The sequence below is a fragment of the Aeromonas sp. 1805 genome (assembly GCF_013085525.1).
Lineage (GTDB): Bacteria > Pseudomonadota > Gammaproteobacteria > Enterobacterales > Aeromonadaceae > Aeromonas > Aeromonas hydrophila.
Window position 1 is genome coordinate 4,212,636 of record NZ_CP038515.1, and the last position, 21,000, is coordinate 4,233,635.

A 21,000-nucleotide genomic window follows, 5' to 3' on the forward strand; every position below is an offset into this window, starting at 1 on the left:
AAAAAGACCGCCTTTCGGCGGTCTTTTTTCTCACTCGTCCTGGCAGGCGGCCAACGCCACCCTGCGCCGGCGCAGCACCACAGGCTGCACCAGCAACTGGGCCAGCAGTACCCCAAACAGGGTCATGCCGCCACCGATCAGATGATAACTGGTCAATCTCTCGCCAAGCCAGCTGATGGCCAGAGCGGCGGTCATCACCGGCAACAGGTTCATGAAGATGGCGGTGCGACTTGCCCCGAGCAGAGCGATGCCCTGCATCCACAGCCAGGGCGACAAGGCCGAGGTCGGGATCCCCGCATAGAGGATCAACCAGAGCGCCCGGCCGTCCGGCCATTGCCCGTCCACCAGCAGGTAGAACGGGGTGAGAAACAGCAGGCTGCAGAGCACCTGGCCGTAGAGCATGGACCAGTTGTCGAGCCCCAGATCCCACTTCTTGAGCAACACGCTGTAGAGCGCATAGGTGCCCGCCGACAGCAGCATGTAGACGGAGCCGATGTGGATGCCCTGAGTAAAGAGGCGGGCGGGATCCCCCTGCCCCAGCAAAATCGCCAGCCCCAGGATGGAGATGACGCCACCAAGCAGCGCCCCCCAAGTGGGACGCTCACGCAGCAACCAGATGCTGAGCAGCACCGTCATCAGCGGAGTCAGCCCCATCATCAGACCGATCTCGGTGGCCCCCAGGGTCTGCGCCGCGTAATAGCCGAAGGTCTGGTTGAGCACCATGCCGAGCAGGGCCAGCGCCGCCAGCTGATAGAAGCCGGCGCGCAGCTTGGCGCGATCCCGCCAGGCCCGGTGCGCAAGGAACGGCGTCAAGATGATGGCGGCCACCATCCAGCGCGACCAGGCCAGCGCCGCCGGCGAGAGCACGCCCACCGCCAGTTTGCTGACGATGGCGTTGCCGGCCCAGATGGCCATGCAGGAGAAGGGAAACAAGAAGGCAAGTGGCATCGCTATATCCAGAAAAAAGCAGCGGGTATTTCTGGCGGCAGTATAGGGGGGTCAACAGGATTAGCAAGCACCGCGCCGCCAAGCCAGAACAGCCTGACAAAAAGGGGGTTCGAACAGCGCTGAAGAGGCCGGAGGTAGCCCAAAAACAGTCATGCCCGCACGGTGGCGGGCATGACGCGGATCAGCGAGGTGACGAAGCAATCACGCCGCATCCATGTGCAGTCTCGAGATCAACTCGTTGACCTCGACCACGGTCTGACGGTGGGGAATGTCCGCCGACGTGGGCATCATCAGCAGGCCGGACTGGAAGTCAAAGCGTCCTCTGCCGTGGATGTAAATCCGCCCCTTGAAGAAGGTTTTGACATGTTTTGCCACCATCAGCGGCAGGTACTTCTTGAACACTCTCATCGTTTGCAACCTCTTGCAGTTGTATCCGTATGACAGCAGCTTCTGCGAAATAATTCCGTAAATTCTGTATAAAAATCCGGAAAAATCGCGACTCTCTTCCCCAAAAAACCAATCTATAACTTTTTATTAACTTTTAGCGTATTGTATGTGGTCCTTCCAACCAGAGCAAGACCCCCTTGCCATCTTGCCACTCGATACAGGCCAGACCTGAGGTGGCAAACATGGGGGCACCGGCTGCCGGACAGAGGCTCTGCACCAGATATCCCACCAGCGGCAGGTGGCTCACCATCAGGATGCTGTCGTGCTTGGCCGCCAGCGCGGTGAGGTAACTCGCCACGAAGGCCGGATCGCCATAGGGGGTGATGTCACCACTCTCTTCGACGGCCCCAGCCTTGGGTAATTCACTGCATATGCTCTGCCAGGTTTGTTTGGCGCGCAGATAGTTGCTGTGGATCACCCGATCCAGCTTGTCGCCAAGCTGGGGGGCCAACCAGCGGGCCATGTGGATGGACTCTTCGATTCCCTGCTCGGTCAGTGGACGCTGTTCATCTGTTTTCGCATTCATGCCAGCCTGGCCATGACGCATGATGTAGATTTTCATTACAACCTCGCCCAACGGGCCTGTTTTGATAGCGGGGGGATCTTACCCCGCCATGCCGGGGGAAACAATTGCGCTACCTCTCAGAAAAGGTTTTGCCTCACCGGGTAGCGGGGTCGATAATCATGTTTAAATTCAAATAAATCCAACAAGAGTCACGCGCCAATGAGCCCATATGCCAGTCCCAACGACCATCGGCAGTACCACTATCTGGAGCTGGCAAACCGGCTCAGGGTCTTGTTGATCTGCGATCCCGACACCGACAAGTCTGCCGCCTCCCTGGCCGTCAACACCGGCCACTTCGACGATCCGGCGGACCGGCAGGGGATGGCTCATTTCCTTGAGCATATGCTGTTCCTTGGCACCTGCACCTATCCCAAACCAGGTGAATACCAGCAATTTATGAGCCGTCATGGCGGTAGCAACAACGCCTGGACCGGCACCGAGTTCACCAACTTCTTCTTCGAGATCGACAACGGCTTCTTCGAGGCCGGGCTGGACCGCTTCTCCCAGTTCTTCATCTGCCCCACCTTCGATCCCGAGTGGGTAGACAAGGAGCGCAACGCGGTCGACTCCGAATACCGCCTCAAGCTGCAGGACGACGTGCGCCGCAGCTACCAGGTGCATAAGGAGACAGTCAATCCCGCTCACCCCTTCGCCAAATTCTCGGTGGGCAACCTGGATACCCTGGCCGATCTGCCCGGTCGGGATCTGCGCTCCGACCTCATCCGGTTTTACGAAACCCACTACAGCGCGGATCGCATGGCGCTGGTGATGATCTCGCCAGCCACCATCGAGACCCAGCTCAGCTGGTGTGATCGCTTTTTCGCTCCCATTTTGAATCGCAATTTGGGAACGCCGACCCTCGAGATGCCCCTCTATCGGCTCGATGACCTGGGCATTCGCATCCAGATCAACCCGGTCAAGGAGACCCGCAAGCTTGCGCTCACCTTCCCGTTGCCCAACGTGGACGAGTATTACGACAAGAAACCCCTCACCTTCCTGAGCCACCTCATCGGCTACGAAGGGGACGGCAGCCTGCTCTCCCTGCTCAAGGCGAAGGGCTGGGTCAATCAGCTCTCCGCCGGCGGTGGCATCAGCGGCGCCAACTTCAAGGATTTTGGCGTCAACTTCGGGCTGACCCCGCTCGGGCTCGAACACGTCAACGAGATAGTGGCGGCCCTGTTCGGTTACTTGAAGCTCATCGAGCGCGGCGGGGTGGAAGCCTGGCGCTATGACGAGAAGCGCACCGTGCTTGAATCCGCCTTCCGCTTCCAGGAGCGGGGCCGGGCGCTCGACACCGTCTCCGGGCTGGTGTTGAACCTGTTCAGCTATGCTCCCGATGACCTGCTCTACGGCGACTACATGATGCGCGCATACGACGAGCCGCTCATTCGCCGCCTGCTCGCCAAGCTCACCCCCCACAACCTGCGCCTGACCATCACGGCGCCGGAGCTCGGCACGGACCGGCTGGCCCGCTGGTATCAGACCCCCTACAGCGTGACCACCATCACCGAGGCGGAGAAGATCCGCTGGCAGCAGAGCGAACCGGATCCGGCGCTGGCCCTGCCGCTGCCCAACCCCTTCATCAGCAACCGGCTCGATGTGCGCACGCCCGAGCTCACCGCCGACATGCCCGCCTGCCTGATTGATCGGCCCGGCTTTCGGCTCTGGCACCTGCACGAGCATCAGTTCAGCGTGCCCAAGGGCAACCTCTACATCTCCATCGACAGCGAGCATGCGGTCAAGAGCCCGCGCCACATCGCCATGGCTCGCCTCGCGGTGGAGCTGCTCACCGACCACCTCAACGCCCTCACCTACCCGGCGGAGCTGGCGGGGCTTGGTTACCAGATCTATGCCCACCAGGGTGGCTTTACCATCAACCTGAGCGGCTTTGCCGACAAGCAGCCGCTGCTGCTCGACATGATCCTCGGCAACCGCACCCTGGGTTACCCGGATCCGGCCCGCTTTAGCGAGATCAAAGAGCAGCTCATTCGCAACTGGGACAACCAGTCCAAGGCGCGCCCCATCTCCCAGCTGTTCAACCAGCTCACCAGCCTGCTGCAGCCCAACAATCCCCCGTTCGAGCAGTTGCTGCGCCACCTGCGCAGCGTCGAGCTGGGCGAGATGTCTGCCTTCGTGGCCAGCCTCTTTGCCGAGGTGCACGTAGAGACCCTGGTGCACGGCGACTGGACCGCCGCCGAGGCCCTCGAGCTTGCCGCCCTGCTGGAGCGCCACCTCGGCGTCAACAGCCAGCCCAGTGCCGAGACCCGTCGCCCGCTCATCTCCATTCAGGACAGGGGCACCCTCATTCGCGAACAGGGCTGCGAGCATGAAGACTCGGCCCTGCTGGTCTACTACCAGTCGCGCACCACCCGGGCGCGGGATCTGGCCTGCTTCACCCTGGCCAACCACATCATGTCCTCCACCTTCTTTCACGAGTTGCGTACCCGTCAGCAGCTCGGCTACGTGGTGGGGGCCGGCAACCTGCCCCTCAACCGCCATCCCGGCCTCATCTTCTATATCCAGTCGCCGGTGGCCGGACCGCAGATCCTGCTGGATGCGGTGGAGGAGTTCATCGACCTGTTTCCGCTGGCCATGCTCGAACTCACCGCCCGCCAGTGGCAGGACAGCAAGGCGGGCCTGCAGGCCCAGCTGAGCGAGCGGGATGCCAACCTGCGCAGTCGCGGCCAGCGGCTGTGGGTCAGCATCGGCAACAAGGATCTCGGCTTTGATCAGCGCGAAAGGGTGTGCGAGGAGGTGGGCAACCTGAGCCGCGCCGATCTGGTGCGCTTTATCACCCAGCTGAGATCGAGAACGTCGGATCGGCTGATCCTCTGCAGCTATGGCCAGGGCCACGAGCACGACGAGCGCATCACCGGCCAGTTCATCGACGACCCGCGTGCGTTTAGGCTCAATGCCGCCACCTTCGAGGCCTGATCAGACCGCCTGTTTCCCTTCTTGCAGCCAATAAAAAGCCGACCCCGTGGGGTCGGCTGGAAAAACCATAATCAATTGCGACCAGAGCCGCCAAAAGTGAACATGAGCGTGAAAATCAGACACTGAGTTGATGGTCGGCGGGCAGTCCCAAACCAGAGCGCGCCTGCCGATGACAACAGTGATTGAGAAACAGGCTCATCTTAGGCACTCCCCTCCCTTGTCACGTTGATCTATGTCAAAAGAGGTAATAAAGAGTCAACCAGCTGCAGCTTTATGGCGAATTTTATCGCCTCAGCTCACACTTTTGGTCAGGCCAGCGGACGACGCACCAGCCGATAGGCCACCTCGTCGAAGTAGGAGAGCTGGCCCGACAGCACCCTGGGGTGATCGAGCTCGGCCGCTCGCCCCAGCACCTCGACCTGGAAGTGGCGCTCGAACAGGGTACGCACCTCCATCTCCCCCACCGAGAAGGGCGGCTGGCGCTGCTGCTCCGGCTGATATTCCAGGGTCACCAGCAGGATCTGACCACCCGCCTCGATAAGCCGGCTCATCAGCTCGGCATATTGACGGCGCATGGCGGTCGGCAGGGCGATGAGGGCCGCCCTGTCGTAGGCCAGCCGATAGCGGCGGCCAAGTTCGGGGGCGGCGAAAAAATCTCCCTCATAGATGCGCAGGCTGTCGTGCTGATGGCACTGATAGGGCCCCTCTGCACTCACAGTGTCGCTCAAATTGTTCTCGCTAAAAAAGCTGTTGATGGCGACGGACGAGAGCTCGAACCCGTCGACCGGATGGCCCTGCCCGCTCAGCCAGAGCATGTCGCGGGACTTGCCGCACAGGGGCACCAGCACGGGCTCGCCCTGCTGCTGGGCCGACCACCAGGATTGCAGCCAGCGATTGAAATCCGCCTGATGAAAGCCGATCCGGTTCTCTTCCCAACGCTGATGCCAAAAAGCCGCTTCCATCCAGTCACCCCTGTCATGTAAAGATGACTCAATATCACAACTTAGCCCGCTGCACGCAAGCACCAACAAGGCGGCAGCCGCAACTTTTGCCCAAAAAAGCGGAACAAAACAAAAAAGGGCCCCAAGGCCCCCTTTTGACATCTTTTTGTCATCCACTCCTGCTCTTTTTCGCCTGCTTTGCGCCTGCTACTACCGCGACGGCAGGGCGGGCCGGATCAGAGCAAAACTGGCTCGGCGCAGATGACCGGCGCCACCGCAGCAAGCCTGGCCGCAATCTCGGTAAAATCTGGGCGCGCCGCCACCGCCTCGGCAAGACATTCATCCACCAGCGCATGCAGGGCATCCAGCCGGCCATCACAGGGGACGCAGCGGGCCAGCAGCTCTTCCAGCAGGCAGCCGAAGGCTCTCACCTCCAGTCGCTCCAGCAAGCCGGCCAGCTCACCATCGGTTCGCTCATAACAGGAGGCGGCGCCGAAATCCCCGAGCAGCAGTCGCCCCTCCTCTTGCAAGGAGTGCAGCATGTTGTGGGCGTAGAGATCGCCGTGCAGGATGCCGCGCCCGTGCAGATGCAGCGCAGCGCCCGCCACCCCCTGCACCATGGCCAGCAGCGCAGCCGGGGTGAAGCGGGCATCGGTTTGGTAGATATCGCGAGTACAGGAGTCCAGACTCGGCGGCCCCGCCAGGTTGATAAAATCTGGGTCTATCAGCGCCATCACCAGTGCCGGAATGCCGGAGGGGTGATCGCCCACCCGCCCCTCGACCCCGACCAGATGGGGATGACGGCCAGCCGCAAGCGACACCGCCAGCTCACAGCGGGGCAACCCATCACTGGTCACGGCCCCCTTGAAGCATTTGACCGCCACCGCCCGCGGCCCCGCCGGCGTTGCCAGCTCGGCGCGATGGATGACACCGGATGCCCCCTGCCCCAGCAGCTCGCCCACCGTCAGCGCAGCCCACGGGATGTCGGCCACCGAGGCACACTGGCCCAACCGCTGCTCCTGTTTGTCGCTGAGGGGGTTGCCCGCATACGCCAGCCAGGCGAGGCGCGGCAGCCTCACCAGCCAATCCGGCAGCGCCTCGAGCTGGTTGGCGGCGATGCGCACCAGCTCCAGACGCTGGCAGTTGGCGAGGGTTGCCGGCAGCTCGCGCAGGCGATTGCCCGAGAGCATCAGCTTTTGCAGGGCGCCGCACTGACCCAGCGCATCGGGCAGCCGCTCGATGGCGTTGTCGGTCAGGATCAACCAGCGCAGCCCCGCCGGCAGCGACGCGGCAGGCACAGTGGCGATCCGGTTGGCCTTGAAGCCCACCATGGTGAGCGCCGGGCAGCGCCCCAGCACCTCGGGCAGCTCGGTAAAGCGGTTCTCGGAGCAGAAAATGATGCGCAGCTTGCTGAACCCGGCCAGCTCGTCAGGCAGCCGACTCAACTGGTTGCCGGTGAGATCCAGCACCTCCAGCGTCTCTTTGAGACTGAAGATCTCGGGTGGAAACACCATCAGGTTTTCGGCGAGTTTGAGGTGGCGGGCGCCGCAGAGTTCACCTGCGCGCAGCTGTTCCAGGGTATGCATGACATCGTCTCTATCGGGTGGCCGGCTCACGGCCAACGGCGCCGCCGGTGGTTGGCCCGCAGTCAAACCGGCAGTCAAAAAAAGAGGGGGCATTATAGAGAATGACGGCCGAAGATCCCCTGTTTTGTTGCCGCGAGGGTCTGCATCGGCGCACGGTGTCGTGATAGGGGGGCAAAGAGAGCAAGATCCGGGTCGTGTCTGCGAGGGCCGGTTGCCATAGTGGAGCCGAACCAGAGTGGGTTCGAGCCTATTGAGGCTCCAACCCACTGCCAACCCTGTGCGCCCGCACAACACATCTGCGAGGGAACTGCCATGTCATTACTGTCCAACAAGGTCGCCATCATCACCGGCGCCAGCTCCGGCATCGGCCGCGCCAGCGCCATCCTGTTTGCTCGGGAAGGCGCCAGCGTCGTCGTCGGCGCCCGCCGCCAGAGCGAGCTGGATCTGCTGGTGGAGGAGATCCGCCATGAGGGGGGCCAGGCGGTGAGCCTGGCGGGAGATGTGAAAAGCGAAACCTATGCCCGCGCCCTGGTGGATCTCGCGCTGACCCGTTTCGGCGGGCTCGATATCGCCTTCAACAACGCCGGCACCACGGGGACACCGGGCAGCGTGCCGGCGCTTGAACTGGCGCAGTGGCAGGAGACCCTGGATACCAACCTCACCAGCGCCTTTGTGGGGGCCAAGTACCAGATCCCCGCCATGCAGGCACGTGGCGGCGGCTCGCTTATCTTTACCTCCACCTTCGTCGGCCATACCCTGGGGCTGCCCGGCATGGCGGCCTATGCCGCGAGCAAAGCCGGCCTGATTGGCCTGACCCAGGTGCTGGCTGCCGAATATGGGGCACAAGGGGTGCGGGTCAACGCCCTGCTGCCGGGGGGCACCGACACCCCCATGGGGCGGGCCTTTACCGATACCCCGGAGAGCCTCGCCTTTGTGCAGAATATGCATGCCCTCAAACGGCTGGCCCAACCGGAGGAGATCGCCCGCTCGGCCCTTTATCTCGCGTCCGATGCATCCAGCTTTACCACCGGCATTGCCCTGCTGGCCGATGGTGGGGTATCTATTTGTCGCACATGACCTTGTCGCACCCAAGATCCTGCGGCTGCAAACCTATCGTGAGAGCGCCTTATGTCTGATTACGCCCGCATCGCCGATGCCATCCGTTTTATCGCCAGCCAGGTGGCGCGCCAGCCCACTCTGGACGAGATAGCGGCGCACGTGCACTTAAGCCCCTTTCACTTCCAGCGGCTGTTCAGCCGCTGGGCCGGGGTGACGCCAAAACGCTATCTGCAGGTGCTGACTCTGGAGCGGGCCAAGGCACTGTTGCAGGAGTCGCGCCCGCTGCTGGAGGTAGCCGATACCCTGGGCCTGAGCAGCGGCTCGCGGCTCTACGATCACTTCGTGCAGCTCGAAGCGGTGACGCCGGGCGAGTACAAACAGCGCGGGGCCGGGCTGGTTATCGATCACGGGGTGCACGACACCCCCTTCGGCCAGGCGTTCGTCGCCCTGACCCCGCGAGGGGTGTGCAACTTCTCGTTTCTCAATGACCAGGCGCCACAGGCGCCGCTGACCGCCCTCGCCCAGAGCTGGCCCGAGGCAGAACTGAGGGAGGCGCCATCACGCACCCAGGGGGTCATCCACACCATGTTCGATGGCAGCAAGACACAGGATCGCCCCATCTCCTTGCACGTGAGCGGCACCAACTTCCAGATCAGTGTCTGGCGGGCGCTGTTGCAGATCCCCCCCGCCAAGGTAGTGAGCTACGCCCAGGTAGCGAGCGCCGTCGGCAACCCCAAGGCCGCCCGCGCCGTGGGGCTGGCGGTGGGGGCCAACCCCGTCGCCTTGATGATCCCCTGCCACAGGGTCATCCAGCAAAACGGCAAACTCGGCGGTTATCACTGGGGCGAAACCCGCAAACAGGCGATACACGCCTGGGAAGCGGCGAGGTATGAGTGAACTGGCCGGTCTGATAGAGAGAAACTGAGCATGGAGCAACAGACCATCAGGTCATACCAGATAACTGTCCTGCGATGAAAAAGGGATTAAATGGAAGAATCGGGGCTAAACTCCCCCCCCCTTTCTTCTTTTGGTGACGAAAACTATGGCGAACCACACTGTCGTCCATGGGGTTTATGAGTCCCTTCCATGGTGGAATAAATACAGTGCTATACCATTCTGTAGTTCTGCTTTATCGCAAGCTTTGGGGGGACCAAATTAGTGTTGCAATCTAATTATATGCTACGGCACTTGAGCAAAGTTTACCCCAGCAACTATTTACAAGGAGGGGACAGGATACAACCATTCCCTATGAAAAAACAAAACCAACAACTTTGTTAATATGAAACATCCTATTCTGTAAAGGCAATTCAAACAAGCGCCACCAACTTAATTAAGTATATTATGGAATAAGAATTTCTCAACAAAAAGCATTTTCTTATTCACATTATAAGTATGCTGTCAAGTTTACACATACTCGCTGAATAAATGATAGAGCTGTATAAACCTGACTTAAAAACATACGATCAACCTTATCACTTGACTGCTGATGAACAGTAATACCATTAACACCAGAGAATACTGGATAGCTGCATAACTGGTTCGATGAAATGTCTTTATAAATAACCAAGCCATCATTTAAACTGTATATTAAATTGTGCCTATACCTGTGGTTTATATTATTTTTAATGTAAAGATCATCAATTATCCTGGGTAATTCATTTAATTTAAATTCCATTTTATTACATACTACAAAAGTAAAAACATCATTACATCCATTCTCATAGTCAAATGTACGCCCATCAGTTGGTGCTGATTCTTGTGAACGTTCATGTGACAACTTTTTAACGTTAGACAATTTAATTAAAATGTTTTCAAGGTCTGCCCTTGTATTAATGTCTGACTTAACTTCACAGACCGAGATTACACTATCGACTGGGAAGAAGTAATTTAGTTCTCCGTCAGATAATGCCGGAGTAAAGTCTTTATCATATAGAATGAGATCACACTGCGTACTCACATTATCTTGAGGTGTAACGATAAATCCAGTCGAAAACTCAATATGTTTTGGAGTAAACTGTTTTAATAATTCAGACGTCAAATCCTCCCTATAACGACCGTATTCACCCGCATGAATTAATTTTTTACTTTTATCATCCCAGAACAAAGCCTTAGACTGAGTCGAAAAATGCTCTTTGAAAATTTTAATTTTATGGTCAACTAATGCCTCATATATTTTACTAGTCAATGAACTCTCCTAAATATTAATAAAATAAATCTAAGTGTCCGGCAATCCACTACCACTAAAATCAAACACAACAACCATTACTGTCGATTTGTGCTATAAACACCATGCGTTAATAGCCTCTCTTGAAGAGAGATTTATGCTCTGGACGATTAGGTGATTACTTTAACTGAGGAACACCATCAATATTACCCAACCATTTATTCATTGCTTCAAACTGTTTTGGAGTGAGTTGCTTTCTAGCACGAACAATATTTCGAATGCTTTTTAAAAACTGTTTTTTATCTTCGTCTAATTTTTCGATACCAACATCAATCCAGAATAAGTAATTATAACATTTTTGTAGTGAATCCAACCTCAAAACATCTGGAGCCTTTTTCTCAATATTATTTATTAAACGAACATTTTGTTCTGTAAGGTTACCGTCAAGGTAAGCCTTGTAAAGGTTACTTAGAACATCCCAAGAACAATTAATTTCATTGGCTAGTTTCCGCTCTCTTAGCTCTAAATATTCAATAGCTCTTTTTTCATCAGAACTCTCGGTAGAGTAATTTCTGCCACCACCTGTACCACCACCACTCCTCAATCCAGCTGCACTAGTGTATTTTGTAAGGTCTGGAATTCCTTTTAGCGAGAAACCCTCAGCCAAGTTTCTTCTAGCACACTCTGGCCCAGAAAATACGATTGCACCTGTTTTGATATTTTTTAAAACATATACCTTCAAAGATCTCAGGTGTTTGGAGCAAAAATTACACTTTTCACTTGTCTCTGTTAAGTCTTTCCGTAACGGTGTATATGTCATAGCACATCCAAAATATTAAAATGACGTTCTTGGTTTAAACATGCCATACGAGAAAACTTATATGGATTTCAAAAAAACCACAACAAAACCTAAATATTATAGAGCAACATGACACACCTCTTACTTTAAAGAAAAAGTGTCGTAAGTAACTTTCTCGGAGGCAACAATTTTCCACACCCTTAACTTATAATAACTGTACTTTCCGTAGCTCTTTCATCAACAATGTTAACATTTATTAGGCACCAACAATAAGTATTTGCCGGTCCCAATAACTGTGCCTTCCAGAAGGAAATGGGCGACGGCCTGGAAATTTTCCCGTAGTAATACTTAGGCTAACAATTCGATTTAAATCAAAACGACGCCATTCGGGCAACGCACCTCCTGAGCTGCTGGAACCACCTATCTGGTACCCAAGAAACTGGAGAGATCCACCGCTAATGCCGAGCACATGAGGTTCTACTTTGCGAGGGTGTCCACCGTAGATAAACTCGACTATAGATTTTTCTCGGATAGCACGATCAATAATTTGTTCATTCATAGAAATCCCTCTCTATCTAATAATACCTAATGCCTGAACTCACCGATCTACATGGATTTTTTGCAGATCCAGTGAAATGATGGGTTAGCCAATTTCGATACCAGCCATGCGAGAACTGCTTTGACTACGCCAGTTACGAGTACGTCGATTAATGCATAGAGTACTTGCGTTTCCACAAATTGGCATTCTCAAATGACCCGCAAAACATTCCAATATCCTACGTCTGTTTTGCCGCCGTTTGGGAAAGGGCTCGACCGCTTGATTTGAAAGCTACCGCATGACAGCCCCCATTTGCTGTCTTTGACCCGCGCCGTTGGTCTGACCTGACTCATAGATAACTCCAAAGAGGTCATCTCCAAATGACTATCCTAGCGAGGATGGCAGATAAACAAAAGAAGATGATGATGATGATTTCCTGAGCAAGATCAACAAATTAATCGATAAGTTTCTATGCTGACCACGCATCAGACGCTCTAGATGGTAGATAAAGAAAGACGCCCTAAGGCGTCTTTCTTATCACTGAGATGTGGGTCAAACCGGTTAGGGGCTATTCCCCTCCCCATCTTGCCCCGTAGCCAAATCAGATCGGGGTGATGGAGGTGATATGGGCCGAGCCATCCAGGGATTGGAAGATCTGCACCACGGCTTCCCCGTGGATCGGGTTGGGCAGCGGCACTGTGGTTTTGCATTTGAAACGGTAGTTGGTGCCGGCGACGACCTGGGTGGAGACTTCAAAGGGGGTGTACTGCACCCCGACAAACCCTTCCAGCGCCTGGTTGAATACGGCCTGATCTTTGGCGCTCAGCTTGTGGTAGGCAGTCCATCCGCCCAACAACACTGCTTGTTCTGACATAACAAACCCTCCGTGATCTCTTGTCCCTACTCGTTTGGCTGTTCGGGTTCCGCCCCGTTTATTCAAGTGGTGTCCGGACTCCACCGGGTGCCATACCAGATTTGGTATGTCCGGTGTCGACAGTGCACATGAAGGCGTTGCTGTCGTCACCCTCCCCTGCTGCCACGACCGCCGCCTCACAGAGTCGGTCTCAATTGGCATGGCTGAGCCTAGTGCGAGATCCATAAAACACCCCCTGTCAGATATGACAGAGGCAGGGAGGTGAGAAAGCGGCTAACGAGGGGAAAAGTGAGGCGCAAACGATTGGAAAAAGAAAAGACGCCGCAAGGGCGTCTTTTTTACATTTTTATGCTTGAAGGGCGAAAGGGCGTTAGCCGCTTATTCCCATTCGATGGTTGCAGGCGGCTTGCCGGAGACGTCGTACACCACGCGGGAGATGCCGTTGATCTCGTTGATGATGCGGTTCGACACGTGACCGAGGAAGTCGTACGGCAGGTGGGCCCAGTGGGCGGTCATAAAGTCGATGGTTTCGACGGCGCGCAGGGCAATGACCCAGTCATATTTGCGGCCATCGCCCATGACGCCGACGGAGCGCACCGGCAGGAACACGGCGAAGGCCTGGCTGACCTGGTTGTAGAGGTCGGCTTTGCGCAGCTCTTCGATAAAGACCGCATCGGCCTTGCGCAGCAGATCGCAGTACTCTTTCTTCACTTCGCCAAGTACCCGCACGCCCAGACCCGGGCCCGGGAACGGGTGACGGTAGAGCATATCGTAGGGCAGACCCAGCTCCAGACCAACGCGGCGCACTTCGTCCTTGAACAGCTCGCGCAGCGGCTCCACCAGACCCATCTTCATCTCTTCCGGCAGGCCGCCGACGTTGTGGTGAGACTTGATGACGTGGGCCTTGCCGGTCTTGCTGGCAGCGGATTCGATAACGTCCGGGTAGATGGTGCCTTGTGCCAGCCAGCGGGCGTTTTTCAGCTTTTTCGCTTCATCGTCGAACACTTCGACGAAGACGCGGCCGATGATTTTGCGCTTGGCTTCCGGCTCATCTTCACCCGCCAGGGCGGAGAGGAAGCGCTCTTCGGCGTCGACCTTGACGATGTTCAGACCAAAGTGATCGCCAAACATCTCCATCACCTGCTGACCTTCGTTCAGGCGCAGCAGACCGTTGTCAACGAAGACGCAGGTCAGGCGATCGCCGATGGCACGGTGCACCAGCATGGCGACCACGGAGGAGTCGACGCCGCCGGAGAGGCCCAGGATCACCTCGTCGTCACCCACCTGCTCGCGGATGCGGGCAACGGCGTCGTCGATGATGGTGGCCGGGGTCCACAGGCATTCGCAGCCACAGATGTCTTTGACAAAGTGCTCCAGCATGCGGGCACCCTGACGTGTGTGGGTCACTTCCGGGTGGAACTGCACGCCGTAGAAACGCTTGGCCTCGTTGGCCATGGCCGCGTGCGGGCAGGTGGCGGTCTGGGCGATGGTGGTGAAGTCGGCCGGGATGGTGGTGACCTTGTCACCGTGGCTCATCCACACATCCAGCAGCGCATTGCCGTTGTCGGCGATGGCATCTTCGATGTTGCGCAAGAGGGCACTGGTCTTGCCGGAGTTGCCCAGCACTTCCACCTTGGCGTAACCGAACTCACGCTCGGTGGAGGATTGCACCTTGCCACCCAGCTGCTCGGCCATGGTCTGCATGCCGTAGCAGATGCCGAACACCGGCACGCCGGCGTTGAACACGTACTCGGGGGCGCGCGGGCTGCCCGCTTCGGTGACGGACTCGGGGCCGCCGGAGAGGATGATGCCGCTCGGATTGAATTCGCGGATCTGCTCTTCGGTCACATCCCAGGCCCACAGTTCGCAGTAGACGCCGATTTCGCGCACGCGGCGAGCGATCAGTTGGGTGTACTGGGAACCGAAGTCGAGGATAAGGATACGGTGCTGGTGAATGTCTTTAGTCATTTTATTCCTGCATCAGGCTGCTGTTGTCACAAAAAGCACGGGATAAAAAAGCGGTGGAGAAACGGGGCCGCAGCCCCGTTTTATCAGCCCATCCGATAGTTGGGGGCTTCTTTGGTAATGGTCACGTCGTGAACGTGGGACTCTTTCATCCCGGCGCCCGAGATGCGCACGAATTCGGCCTTGGTGCGCATGTCGTCGATGGTGGCGCTGCCGGTCAGCCCCATGGAGGAGCGCAGACCGCCCATCTGCTGGTGGATGATCTCTTTGAGGCGGCCCTTGTACGGCACGCGGCCTTCGATCCCTTCCGGCACCAGCTTGTCGGCGGCGTTGTCGGTCTGAAAGTAGCGGTCGCTGGAGCCCTTGGACATGGCGCCCAGAGAACCCATGCCACGGTAGGATTTGAAGGAGCGACCCTGATAGAGCTCGATCTCGCCCGGTGCCTCTTCGGTACCGGCGAACATGGAGCCGACCATGACGCAGCTTGCGCCAGCGGCGATGGCCTTGGCCACGTCACCGGAGAAGCGGATACCGCCATCGGCAATCACCGGGATACCGGTGCCTTCCAGCGCATCGACGGCGTCGGAGATGGCGGTGATCTGGGGCACGCCCACGCCGGTCACGATACGGGTAGTACAGATGGAGCCCGGACCGATACCGACCTTGACGGCGTTGACGCCGGCAGCGGCCAGCGCCTTGGCACCGGCGGCGGTGGCGACGTTGCCGCCGATGATCTGCAGATCAGGATAGGCTTCGCGGGTCGCCTTGATGCGATCCAGCACGCCCTGGGAGTGGCCGTGGGAGGAGTCGATCAGCAGCACATCCACACCGGCTTCCACCAGGGCGGCGACGCGCTCTTCGTTGCCGGCACCAGCACCGACGGCAGCACCCACCCGCAGACGACCCTTGTCGTCTTTACAGGCGTTCGGCTTGCGCTCGGCTTTCTGGAAGTCTTTGACAGTGATCATGCCCTTGAGTTTGAAGTCGGCGTTGACCACCAGCACCTTCTCGATACGGTGCTTCTGCATCAGGCCAACCACCTCTTCGCGGGGGGCGCCTTCACGCACGGTGACCAGACGATCCTTCTGGGTCATGATCTGTTCGACAGTCTGGGAGAGATCGATCACGAAGCGCACATCACGACCGGTGATGATGCCCACCAGCTGATTGCCCTCGGTCACCACCGGATAACCGGCGAAACCGTTCTTGTGGCTCAGCTCTTTGATCTGGGCGATGGTCATGTCGGGGCGTACGGTGACGGGGTCAGTGACCACGCCGCTCTCGTACTTCTTGACCTTGCGCACTTCGGCAGCCTGCTGCTCGATGGACATGTTCTTGTGGATAAAGCCGATACCGCCTTCCTGGGCCAGTGCGATAGCCAGACGGGCTTCGGTCACTGTGTCCATGGCAGCGGAGATCATGGGGATGTTCAGGCTGATGGCAGAGGTCAGCTTGGTACGCAGATCGGCAGTATTGGGAAGAACTTCGGAATGGGCGGGAACCAACAGTACATCGTCGAAGGTTAACGCTTCTTTGGCAATCCTGAGCATGGCAATATCTCACCGTTGAGGAAGTGGGGGTGTAAAATATTGCCGACGAAGTTTACTCACGCATTGGTCACTGGTAAAGAAGTTTTTTGAATTTTTTATGGCGTTTTGGCCTTTTCAGCCGCCAAGCCGCTAAAAAACCAACATTTTCAGTCGCAAAACAGTCTTTTGGGGACAAAAGAGTTGTCTCATTGCGGTTTTATGCAAAATTGTTCCCGTTTCATTTTTTCAGGCAGCCCCGCTTCCCCTCCCCCGTCGCAGACTGTTTGGCCCTGCTCGAGCACACTCGACAACAAGCTCATGCGCGCTTGGCCGCCCCCTTCAAACACAAAATCCAGCGGGGCAACATCCGGGCTGTTTCACCCAACCCGACACGCCAAACGCAGGGACCTTTTCGTGGTGCGGGTTTCCTTTGTGCCTGTGCCTGCGTATCATGATTAACAGTCTGAATTGAAATGGAATTTCATGATGAGCCACGGACACCAGCAAGGGCGCATGGCCATTACCCTGGCAGCACTGGGGGTCGTCTATGGCGATCTCGGCACCAGCCCGCTCTATGCCCTCAAGGAGAGCTTCGCCGGACACCTAGGTCTGCAGCCCACCCCGGAGGGGATCCTCTCCATCGTCTCCCTCTTCTTCTGGACCATCATGATCGTGGTCTCATTCAAATATGTGCTGCTGGTGCTCAGGGCCGACGACAAGGGAGAAGGGGGGATCCTCACCCTCGCCTCGCTGGCCTCCCGCCGCCTCCCGGCCAGGCCACGCGCCCTGCTCATGCTGCTCGGTCTGGTCGGCGTGGGGCTGTTCATCGGGGATGCGGTGATCACCCCCGCCATCTCGGTGCTCTCGGCGGTCGAAGGGTTGCAGGTGATCACCCCGGAGCTGGCGCCGTTCGTGCTGCCCATCACCCTAACCGTGCTGGTGATCCTGTTCGGGGCCCAGCATTACGGCACCGCCGGCATCGGTCGCCTGTTCGGCCCGATCATGCTGATCTGGTTCGGGGTGCTGGCAGCGCTCGGGGCCTATGAGATCGCGCAAAACCCCGCCATCCTGCAGGCCGTCAACCCGCTCTACGCCCTCGATTTCATGGTCAACCGACCGGGTGTCGCCTTCATCACCCTGGGGGCCGTCGTGCTCTGCGTCACCGGGACGGAGGCGCTCTACGCCGACATGGGCCACTTTGGCCGTGGTGCCATCCAGCTGGCCTGGGGATCCCTGGTGATGCCCGCCCTGCAGCTCAACTACTTCGGCCAGGGCGCCCTGCTGCTGCGCAATCCCGCCGCCATCGAAAACCCCTTCTACCTGCTCGCCCCCTCCTGGCTGGCCTTTCCCCTGCTGATCCTCGCCACCCTGGCCACCGTCATCGCCTCCCAGGCGGTGATCTCGGGCACCTACTCGGTGGTGCGCCAGGCCATTTTGCTCGGCTACCTGCCGCGCCAGGAGATCCGCCACACCTCGGAGCACGAGATAGGCCAGATCTACCTGCCGCTGGTGAACTGGCTGCTGCTGGGGGGCATCGTCATCGTCATCCTCTGGTTCCAGAGTTCAAGCAACCTGGCCGCCGCCTACGGCATCGCGGTGACCGGCACCATGGCGCTGACCACCCTGCTGTTGATGGTGGTGGCCGCCCGCCGCTGGAAGTGGTCGCGCTGGCTGATTGCGCTGGTGTGCGCGCCGCTGCTGCTGGTCGATGTCACCTTCTTTGCCGCCAATACCACCAAGTTTCTGGCCGGTGGCTGGCTCCCCATCCTGTTTGCGCTGCTGGCCATCATAGTGATGACCACCTGGAAGCGCGGACGGGAACTGGTGCTCGACAAGCTGGAGCACAAGTCACTGGCGCTGAAGGGGTTTGTCGACAACATGCTGGCGCACCCGCCGCTGCAGGTACCCGGCACCGCCGTGTTTCTCTCCAAGTCGGTGCAGGTGGTGCCCCACGCCATGCTGCACAACCTCAAACACAACAAGATCCTGCATGAACGGGTCATTTTCCTGACCGTTCAGATCAAGGACGAACCCTGGCTCTCCTTCAAGGAGCGCATCGAGCTCACCCACCTTGGCGAGGGGTTCTGGCAGGTGGTCGCCCACTTTGGCTACAAGGAGGTGCCCTCCATGGAGGAAATCTTCCAGGCCTGCGCCCAGGAGGATCTGAAGGTCACCATGGCCAAGACCTCTTTCTTCCTCTCCCACGAGAACCTGGTCAGCACTGATCTGCCCGGCATGGCGCGCTGGCGAGAGGGCCTGTTCGTCTGGATGAACCGCAACTCCCTCAAGGCGACCGACTTCTTTCATATTCCCGCCAACCGGGTGGTGGAGCTGGGGGTATTGCTGGAGTTGTGACGCCGCCAGCCAACAGGGGGCAAGACCGGTGCGAACGCACACCGCTCAATCCGTTGCCAGCCGGGAACGCCGCTGCCCGGCCCGGCTTCTTATTTTCTGGGAGCCGGTCTCACCACGATTAAAATACGATTGATAATGGTTGTTGTTTGTAATTCTGATTATCAGGCATGCTAGCTGCCTGACGCCTGTTCTGGCGCCTTCACACTAGCCGTTTGAGTATCAATATGAAGACCAGGAAGGGAGACAAGTGATGGACTCCTGCAGCCCGAGACCAACACTGCCCGCCAACGATCCCGACGCCGCCCGTCTCGCTTGCCTTGCCATCGCGATCGCCCTGCATCTTGCCGCCTTCTGGTGGCTCTATGCGCACCAGCCTGCGCCCATTACCCCGCCCTTGCCGCTGACCCTGTCGGCCCGCTGGGTTGGCGAGGCGACGACCAATGACGCGCCTGCCAAGGCGGCCCCCGCCCCTGCTCCCACAGCGCAGCACGTACAAAAAGTGCAGCAAGTACAAAAAGTGCCGCAAAAAGCCAAGCCGTTGCCGACACCCAAAAAACCGCCGGCCAAGCCAGTCAAGAAAAGCGTCAAGCCGGTGGTCAAACCGCTTAAAAACCGTACGCCGCCGGTACAGTCCGCCAAGGTCATGCCGGTGAGCAGTCCGCAACCGCCGGTCACCGCGCCCGCCCCTGCAGCGGCAACAACGGCCGCACAGGCGAGCGGCGGAAGTGCCAGTCAGAGCCCTGCCCACAAGGCTGGTGGCGGCGCGGGCAACAGCGCCCCCATCGCCCGCGATGCCCGGCTCAACAACCCCGAGCCCCAATATCCCTATGAGTCGAGACGACGGGGAGAAGAGGGGCGGGTCATCCTCAATGTGCGGGTGACGGCCGAGGGCACCGCCGCCTCGGTGGAGGTGGACAAGAGCAGCGGCTATCGGCGGCTGGACATGACGGCCCGCAAGACCGTCAGCCGCTGGAAATTCATTCCTGCCAAACAGAACAACGTGGCCGTCGAGGCCTCGGCAAAAGTCACCATCATTTTCAAATTAAGGGCTTGAACATGGATCCTGAAATCGCAAGCAACGGCATGGGCATCGCCCACCTGCTCAGCCAGAACAGCGGTGTGGGGCTGATCCCCTTCATCCTGCTGGTATTGATGTCCCTTGGCACCTGCTACTACGCCCTGCTCAAGGGCTACCTCGCACAGCGGGAACAACGCCTCAACGCCCGCTTCATCGCCGATTTCTGGCAGCACGACAGCGTGCAGGAGATGGAGCGCCAGCTGGCCCACCTGCCGCCGCAGGAAGCCTATGGCCGGCTGACCGGCGCCGCGCTGGCGGCCGTGGCCCAGCTGAACCGGGCTGAGGAGCGTGCGGTCAGCTGCAAGCTGGGCTCGCCGGATGAATATCTGCTGCGCGCCATGCGCCGTGCCATCACCCAGGAGCGGGTACGGCTGGAGCAGGGGCTGGCCTTCCTCGCCTCGGTGGGCTCGGCAGCCCCCTTCATCGGGCTGTTCGGCACCGTCTGGGGCATCTACCACGCCCTGCTGGCCATTGGCGCCGCCGGCCAGAGCAGTCTGGACAAGGTTGCCGGCCCCGTGGGCGAGGCGTTGATCATGACCGGCTTCGGCCTCGCAGTCGCCCTGCCGGCCGTGCTCATCTACAACTTCTTCGTGCGGCGCAATCGCCTCAGACTCGCGGCGCTGGAGGAGTTTGGCCACGATCTGTTCACCCTGCTGGTGACCGGCTTCGAGCAGGCCCCCACCAACAACGTCACCCCGCTGGTCGAGCGGGAAACCAGACAGGGGCGCGGCTGATGGCATTTGGCAAACTGTCGGACGAGGGGGACGATCAACCCCTCTCCGAGATCAACATGATCCCGATGATCGACGTCATGCTGGTGCTGCTCATCGTCTTCATGATCACCGCCCCCCTGCTCACCAACGCGGTCAAGCTGGAGCTGCCAGAGGCCAGCAGCCAGCTCAACCAGCCAGACAAGCAGGACATCAATCTCGCCATCGATGGGGCCGGCAAGATCTACTGGAACGATCAGCAGGTCGACGAAGCCGCCCTGCTCGCCAAGATGGAGAGCGCCGGCCAGGCCGAGGGGGAGCTGCCCGAGATCCAGCTGCGCATCGATCGCAAGGTGGAGTACGGCATCATCGCCAGGGTGATGGCCCAGGCCTCCCAGCACGGCCTGCACAAGATTGCCTTCGTGAGCCAGCCGGAGCCGTAACGCTCCCGTCACCCACACACCGGTACGCCAGGGCATGGATGCCCTGCAGCCCTGCAGCCCTGCAG

General features: G+C 58.5%; 18 protein-coding genes. 7 read left to right on the forward strand and 11 right to left on the reverse strand.

The window, feature by feature from the left end:
* Window positions 1-30: 30 nt before the first annotated feature.
* The 3 genes from E5E96_RS19630 to sixA all read right to left on the reverse strand — a co-directional run bounded on the left by E5E96_RS19630 (window position 31) and on the right by sixA (window position 1,957).
* Window positions 31-948, reverse strand: coding sequence for a DMT family transporter (locus E5E96_RS19630; protein ID WP_045789645.1), 918 nt, complete (start codon window positions 946-948; stop codon window positions 31-33).
* A gap of 201 nt (window positions 949-1,149) precedes the next feature.
* Entirely contained in the window at window positions 1,150-1,356 is a 207-nt protein-coding gene (locus E5E96_RS19635) for a DUF1107 domain-containing protein (protein ID WP_016350921.1), read from the reverse strand.
* 133 nt (window positions 1,357-1,489) lie between these two features.
* Window positions 1,490-1,957, reverse strand: coding sequence for a phosphohistidine phosphatase SixA (gene sixA, locus E5E96_RS19640; protein ID WP_011705868.1), 468 nt, complete (start codon window positions 1,955-1,957; stop codon window positions 1,490-1,492).
* Between the two features lie 162 nt (window positions 1,958-2,119).
* On the opposite strand from sixA, the gene E5E96_RS19645 reads away from it, so the two are divergent.
* On the forward strand, window positions 2,120-4,894 hold the full coding sequence (locus E5E96_RS19645) for an insulinase family protein (RefSeq protein ID WP_171282903.1): 2,775 nt from the start codon (window positions 2,120-2,122) through the stop codon (window positions 4,892-4,894).
* A gap of 308 nt (window positions 4,895-5,202) precedes the next feature.
* Here the strand turns inward: E5E96_RS19645 and E5E96_RS19650 are convergent, their stop codons facing one another.
* The gene (locus E5E96_RS19650) at window positions 5,203-5,856 is read right to left on the reverse strand and encodes a thiopurine S-methyltransferase (RefSeq protein ID WP_171282904.1); all 654 of its coding nucleotides are present in this window, start codon (window positions 5,854-5,856) and stop codon (window positions 5,203-5,205) included.
* A 215-nt stretch (window positions 5,857-6,071) separates the two neighbouring features.
* Complete coding sequence (locus E5E96_RS19655) at window positions 6,072-7,421, reverse strand: leucine-rich repeat-containing protein kinase family protein (protein ID WP_171282905.1); 1,350 nt, start codon at window positions 7,419-7,421, stop codon at window positions 6,072-6,074.
* A 312-nt stretch (window positions 7,422-7,733) separates the two neighbouring features.
* Here E5E96_RS19655 and E5E96_RS19660 point away from each other — a divergent pair, with 312 nt between their 5' ends.
* Window positions 7,734-8,498 (forward strand): SDR family oxidoreductase, encoded by a 765-nt coding sequence (locus tag E5E96_RS19660; RefSeq protein WP_171282906.1) that lies wholly within the window; start codon window positions 7,734-7,736, stop codon window positions 8,496-8,498.
* A gap of 51 nt (window positions 8,499-8,549) precedes the next feature.
* Window positions 8,550-9,377: a bifunctional transcriptional activator/DNA repair enzyme AdaA gene (locus E5E96_RS19665; RefSeq protein WP_171282907.1), complete on the forward strand. Its 828-nt coding sequence runs from the start codon at window positions 8,550-8,552 to the stop codon at window positions 9,375-9,377.
* A gap of 487 nt (window positions 9,378-9,864) precedes the next feature.
* Here the strand turns inward: E5E96_RS19665 and E5E96_RS19670 are convergent, their stop codons facing one another.
* From E5E96_RS19670 to guaB, 6 genes are all read right to left on the reverse strand, one after another.
* Window positions 9,865-10,665, reverse strand: a complete 801-nt coding sequence (locus E5E96_RS19670; RefSeq protein WP_171282908.1) for a DUF6602 domain-containing protein — start codon at window positions 10,663-10,665, stop codon at window positions 9,865-9,867.
* Window positions 10,666-10,822: 157 nt separating this feature from the next.
* On the reverse strand, window positions 10,823-11,464 hold the full coding sequence (locus E5E96_RS19675) for a hypothetical protein (protein WP_171282909.1): 642 nt from the start codon (window positions 11,462-11,464) through the stop codon (window positions 10,823-10,825).
* Between the two features lie 235 nt (window positions 11,465-11,699).
* The gene (locus E5E96_RS19680; protein ID WP_080602591.1) at window positions 11,700-12,002 is read right to left on the reverse strand and encodes a WYL domain-containing protein; all 303 of its coding nucleotides are present in this window, start codon (window positions 12,000-12,002) and stop codon (window positions 11,700-11,702) included.
* 580 nt (window positions 12,003-12,582) lie between these two features.
* Window positions 12,583-12,855 carry a hypothetical protein gene (locus E5E96_RS19685; RefSeq protein WP_010633780.1) on the reverse strand — a complete coding sequence of 91 codons (273 nt, stop codon included), beginning with the start codon at window positions 12,853-12,855 and terminating at the stop codon, window positions 12,583-12,585.
* Between the two features lie 378 nt (window positions 12,856-13,233).
* The gene (guaA, locus tag E5E96_RS19690) at window positions 13,234-14,823 is read right to left on the reverse strand and encodes a glutamine-hydrolyzing GMP synthase (RefSeq protein ID WP_016350936.1); all 1,590 of its coding nucleotides are present in this window, start codon (window positions 14,821-14,823) and stop codon (window positions 13,234-13,236) included.
* Between the two features lie 83 nt (window positions 14,824-14,906).
* Window positions 14,907-16,370, reverse strand: coding sequence for an IMP dehydrogenase (guaB, locus tag E5E96_RS19695; protein ID WP_011705859.1), 1,464 nt, complete (start codon window positions 16,368-16,370; stop codon window positions 14,907-14,909).
* A gap of 465 nt (window positions 16,371-16,835) precedes the next feature.
* Between guaB and E5E96_RS19700 the strand changes: the two genes are divergently transcribed.
* The 4 genes from E5E96_RS19700 to E5E96_RS19715 all read left to right on the forward strand — a co-directional run bounded on the left by E5E96_RS19700 (window position 16,836) and on the right by E5E96_RS19715 (window position 20,935).
* The gene (locus tag E5E96_RS19700) at window positions 16,836-18,704 is read left to right on the forward strand and encodes a potassium transporter Kup (protein WP_216368097.1); all 1,869 of its coding nucleotides are present in this window, start codon (window positions 16,836-16,838) and stop codon (window positions 18,702-18,704) included.
* A 250-nt stretch (window positions 18,705-18,954) separates the two neighbouring features.
* Complete coding sequence (locus E5E96_RS19705; RefSeq protein WP_171282911.1) at window positions 18,955-19,758, forward strand: energy transducer TonB; 804 nt, start codon at window positions 18,955-18,957, stop codon at window positions 19,756-19,758.
* 2 nt (window positions 19,759-19,760) lie between these two features.
* Complete coding sequence (locus E5E96_RS19710; protein ID WP_171282912.1) at window positions 19,761-20,516, forward strand: MotA/TolQ/ExbB proton channel family protein; 756 nt, start codon at window positions 19,761-19,763, stop codon at window positions 20,514-20,516.
* The gene (locus tag E5E96_RS19715) at window positions 20,516-20,935 is read left to right on the forward strand and encodes a biopolymer transporter ExbD (RefSeq protein ID WP_044800135.1); all 420 of its coding nucleotides are present in this window, start codon (window positions 20,516-20,518) and stop codon (window positions 20,933-20,935) included. Before E5E96_RS19710 ends, E5E96_RS19715 begins: the two co-directional genes overlap by 1 nt.
* Window positions 20,936-21,000: the final 65 nt, after the last annotated feature.

Coding starts and splice junctions, on each gene's coding strand:
- E5E96_RS19630 (WP_045789645.1), bottom strand. CDS start 948: ATGCCACTTGCCTTCTTGTTTCCCTTCTCCTGCATGGCCATCTGGGCC.
- E5E96_RS19635 (WP_016350921.1), bottom strand. CDS start 1,356: ATGAGAGTGTTCAAGAAGTACCTGCCGCTGATGGTGGCAAAACATGTC.
- sixA (WP_011705868.1), bottom strand. CDS start 1,957: ATGAAAATCTACATCATGCGTCATGGCCAGGCTGGCATGAATGCGAAA.
- E5E96_RS19645 (WP_171282903.1), top strand. CDS start 2,120: ATGAGCCCATATGCCAGTCCCAACGACCATCGGCAGTACCACTATCTG.
- E5E96_RS19650 (WP_171282904.1), bottom strand. CDS start 5,856: ATGGAAGCGGCTTTTTGGCATCAGCGTTGGGAAGAGAACCGGATCGGC.
- E5E96_RS19655 (WP_171282905.1), bottom strand. CDS start 7,421: ATGCATACCCTGGAACAGCTGCGCGCAGGTGAACTCTGCGGCGCCCGC.
- E5E96_RS19660 (WP_171282906.1), top strand. CDS start 7,734: ATGTCATTACTGTCCAACAAGGTCGCCATCATCACCGGCGCCAGCTCC.
- E5E96_RS19665 (WP_171282907.1), top strand. CDS start 8,550: ATGTCTGATTACGCCCGCATCGCCGATGCCATCCGTTTTATCGCCAGC.
- E5E96_RS19675 (WP_171282909.1), bottom strand. CDS start 11,464: ATGACATATACACCGTTACGGAAAGACTTAACAGAGACAAGTGAAAAG.
- E5E96_RS19680 (WP_080602591.1), bottom strand. CDS start 12,002: ATGAATGAACAAATTATTGATCGTGCTATCCGAGAAAAATCTATAGTC.
- E5E96_RS19685 (WP_010633780.1), bottom strand. CDS start 12,855: ATGTCAGAACAAGCAGTGTTGTTGGGCGGATGGACTGCCTACCACAAG.
- guaA (WP_016350936.1), bottom strand. CDS start 14,823: ATGACTAAAGACATTCACCAGCACCGTATCCTTATCCTCGACTTCGGT.
- guaB (WP_011705859.1), bottom strand. CDS start 16,370: ATGCTCAGGATTGCCAAAGAAGCGTTAACCTTCGACGATGTACTGTTG.
- E5E96_RS19700 (WP_216368097.1), top strand. CDS start 16,836: ATGAGCCACGGACACCAGCAAGGGCGCATGGCCATTACCCTGGCAGCA.
- E5E96_RS19705 (WP_171282911.1), top strand. CDS start 18,955: ATGGACTCCTGCAGCCCGAGACCAACACTGCCCGCCAACGATCCCGAC.
- E5E96_RS19710 (WP_171282912.1), top strand. CDS start 19,761: ATGGATCCTGAAATCGCAAGCAACGGCATGGGCATCGCCCACCTGCTC.
- E5E96_RS19715 (WP_044800135.1), top strand. CDS start 20,516: ATGGCATTTGGCAAACTGTCGGACGAGGGGGACGATCAACCCCTCTCC.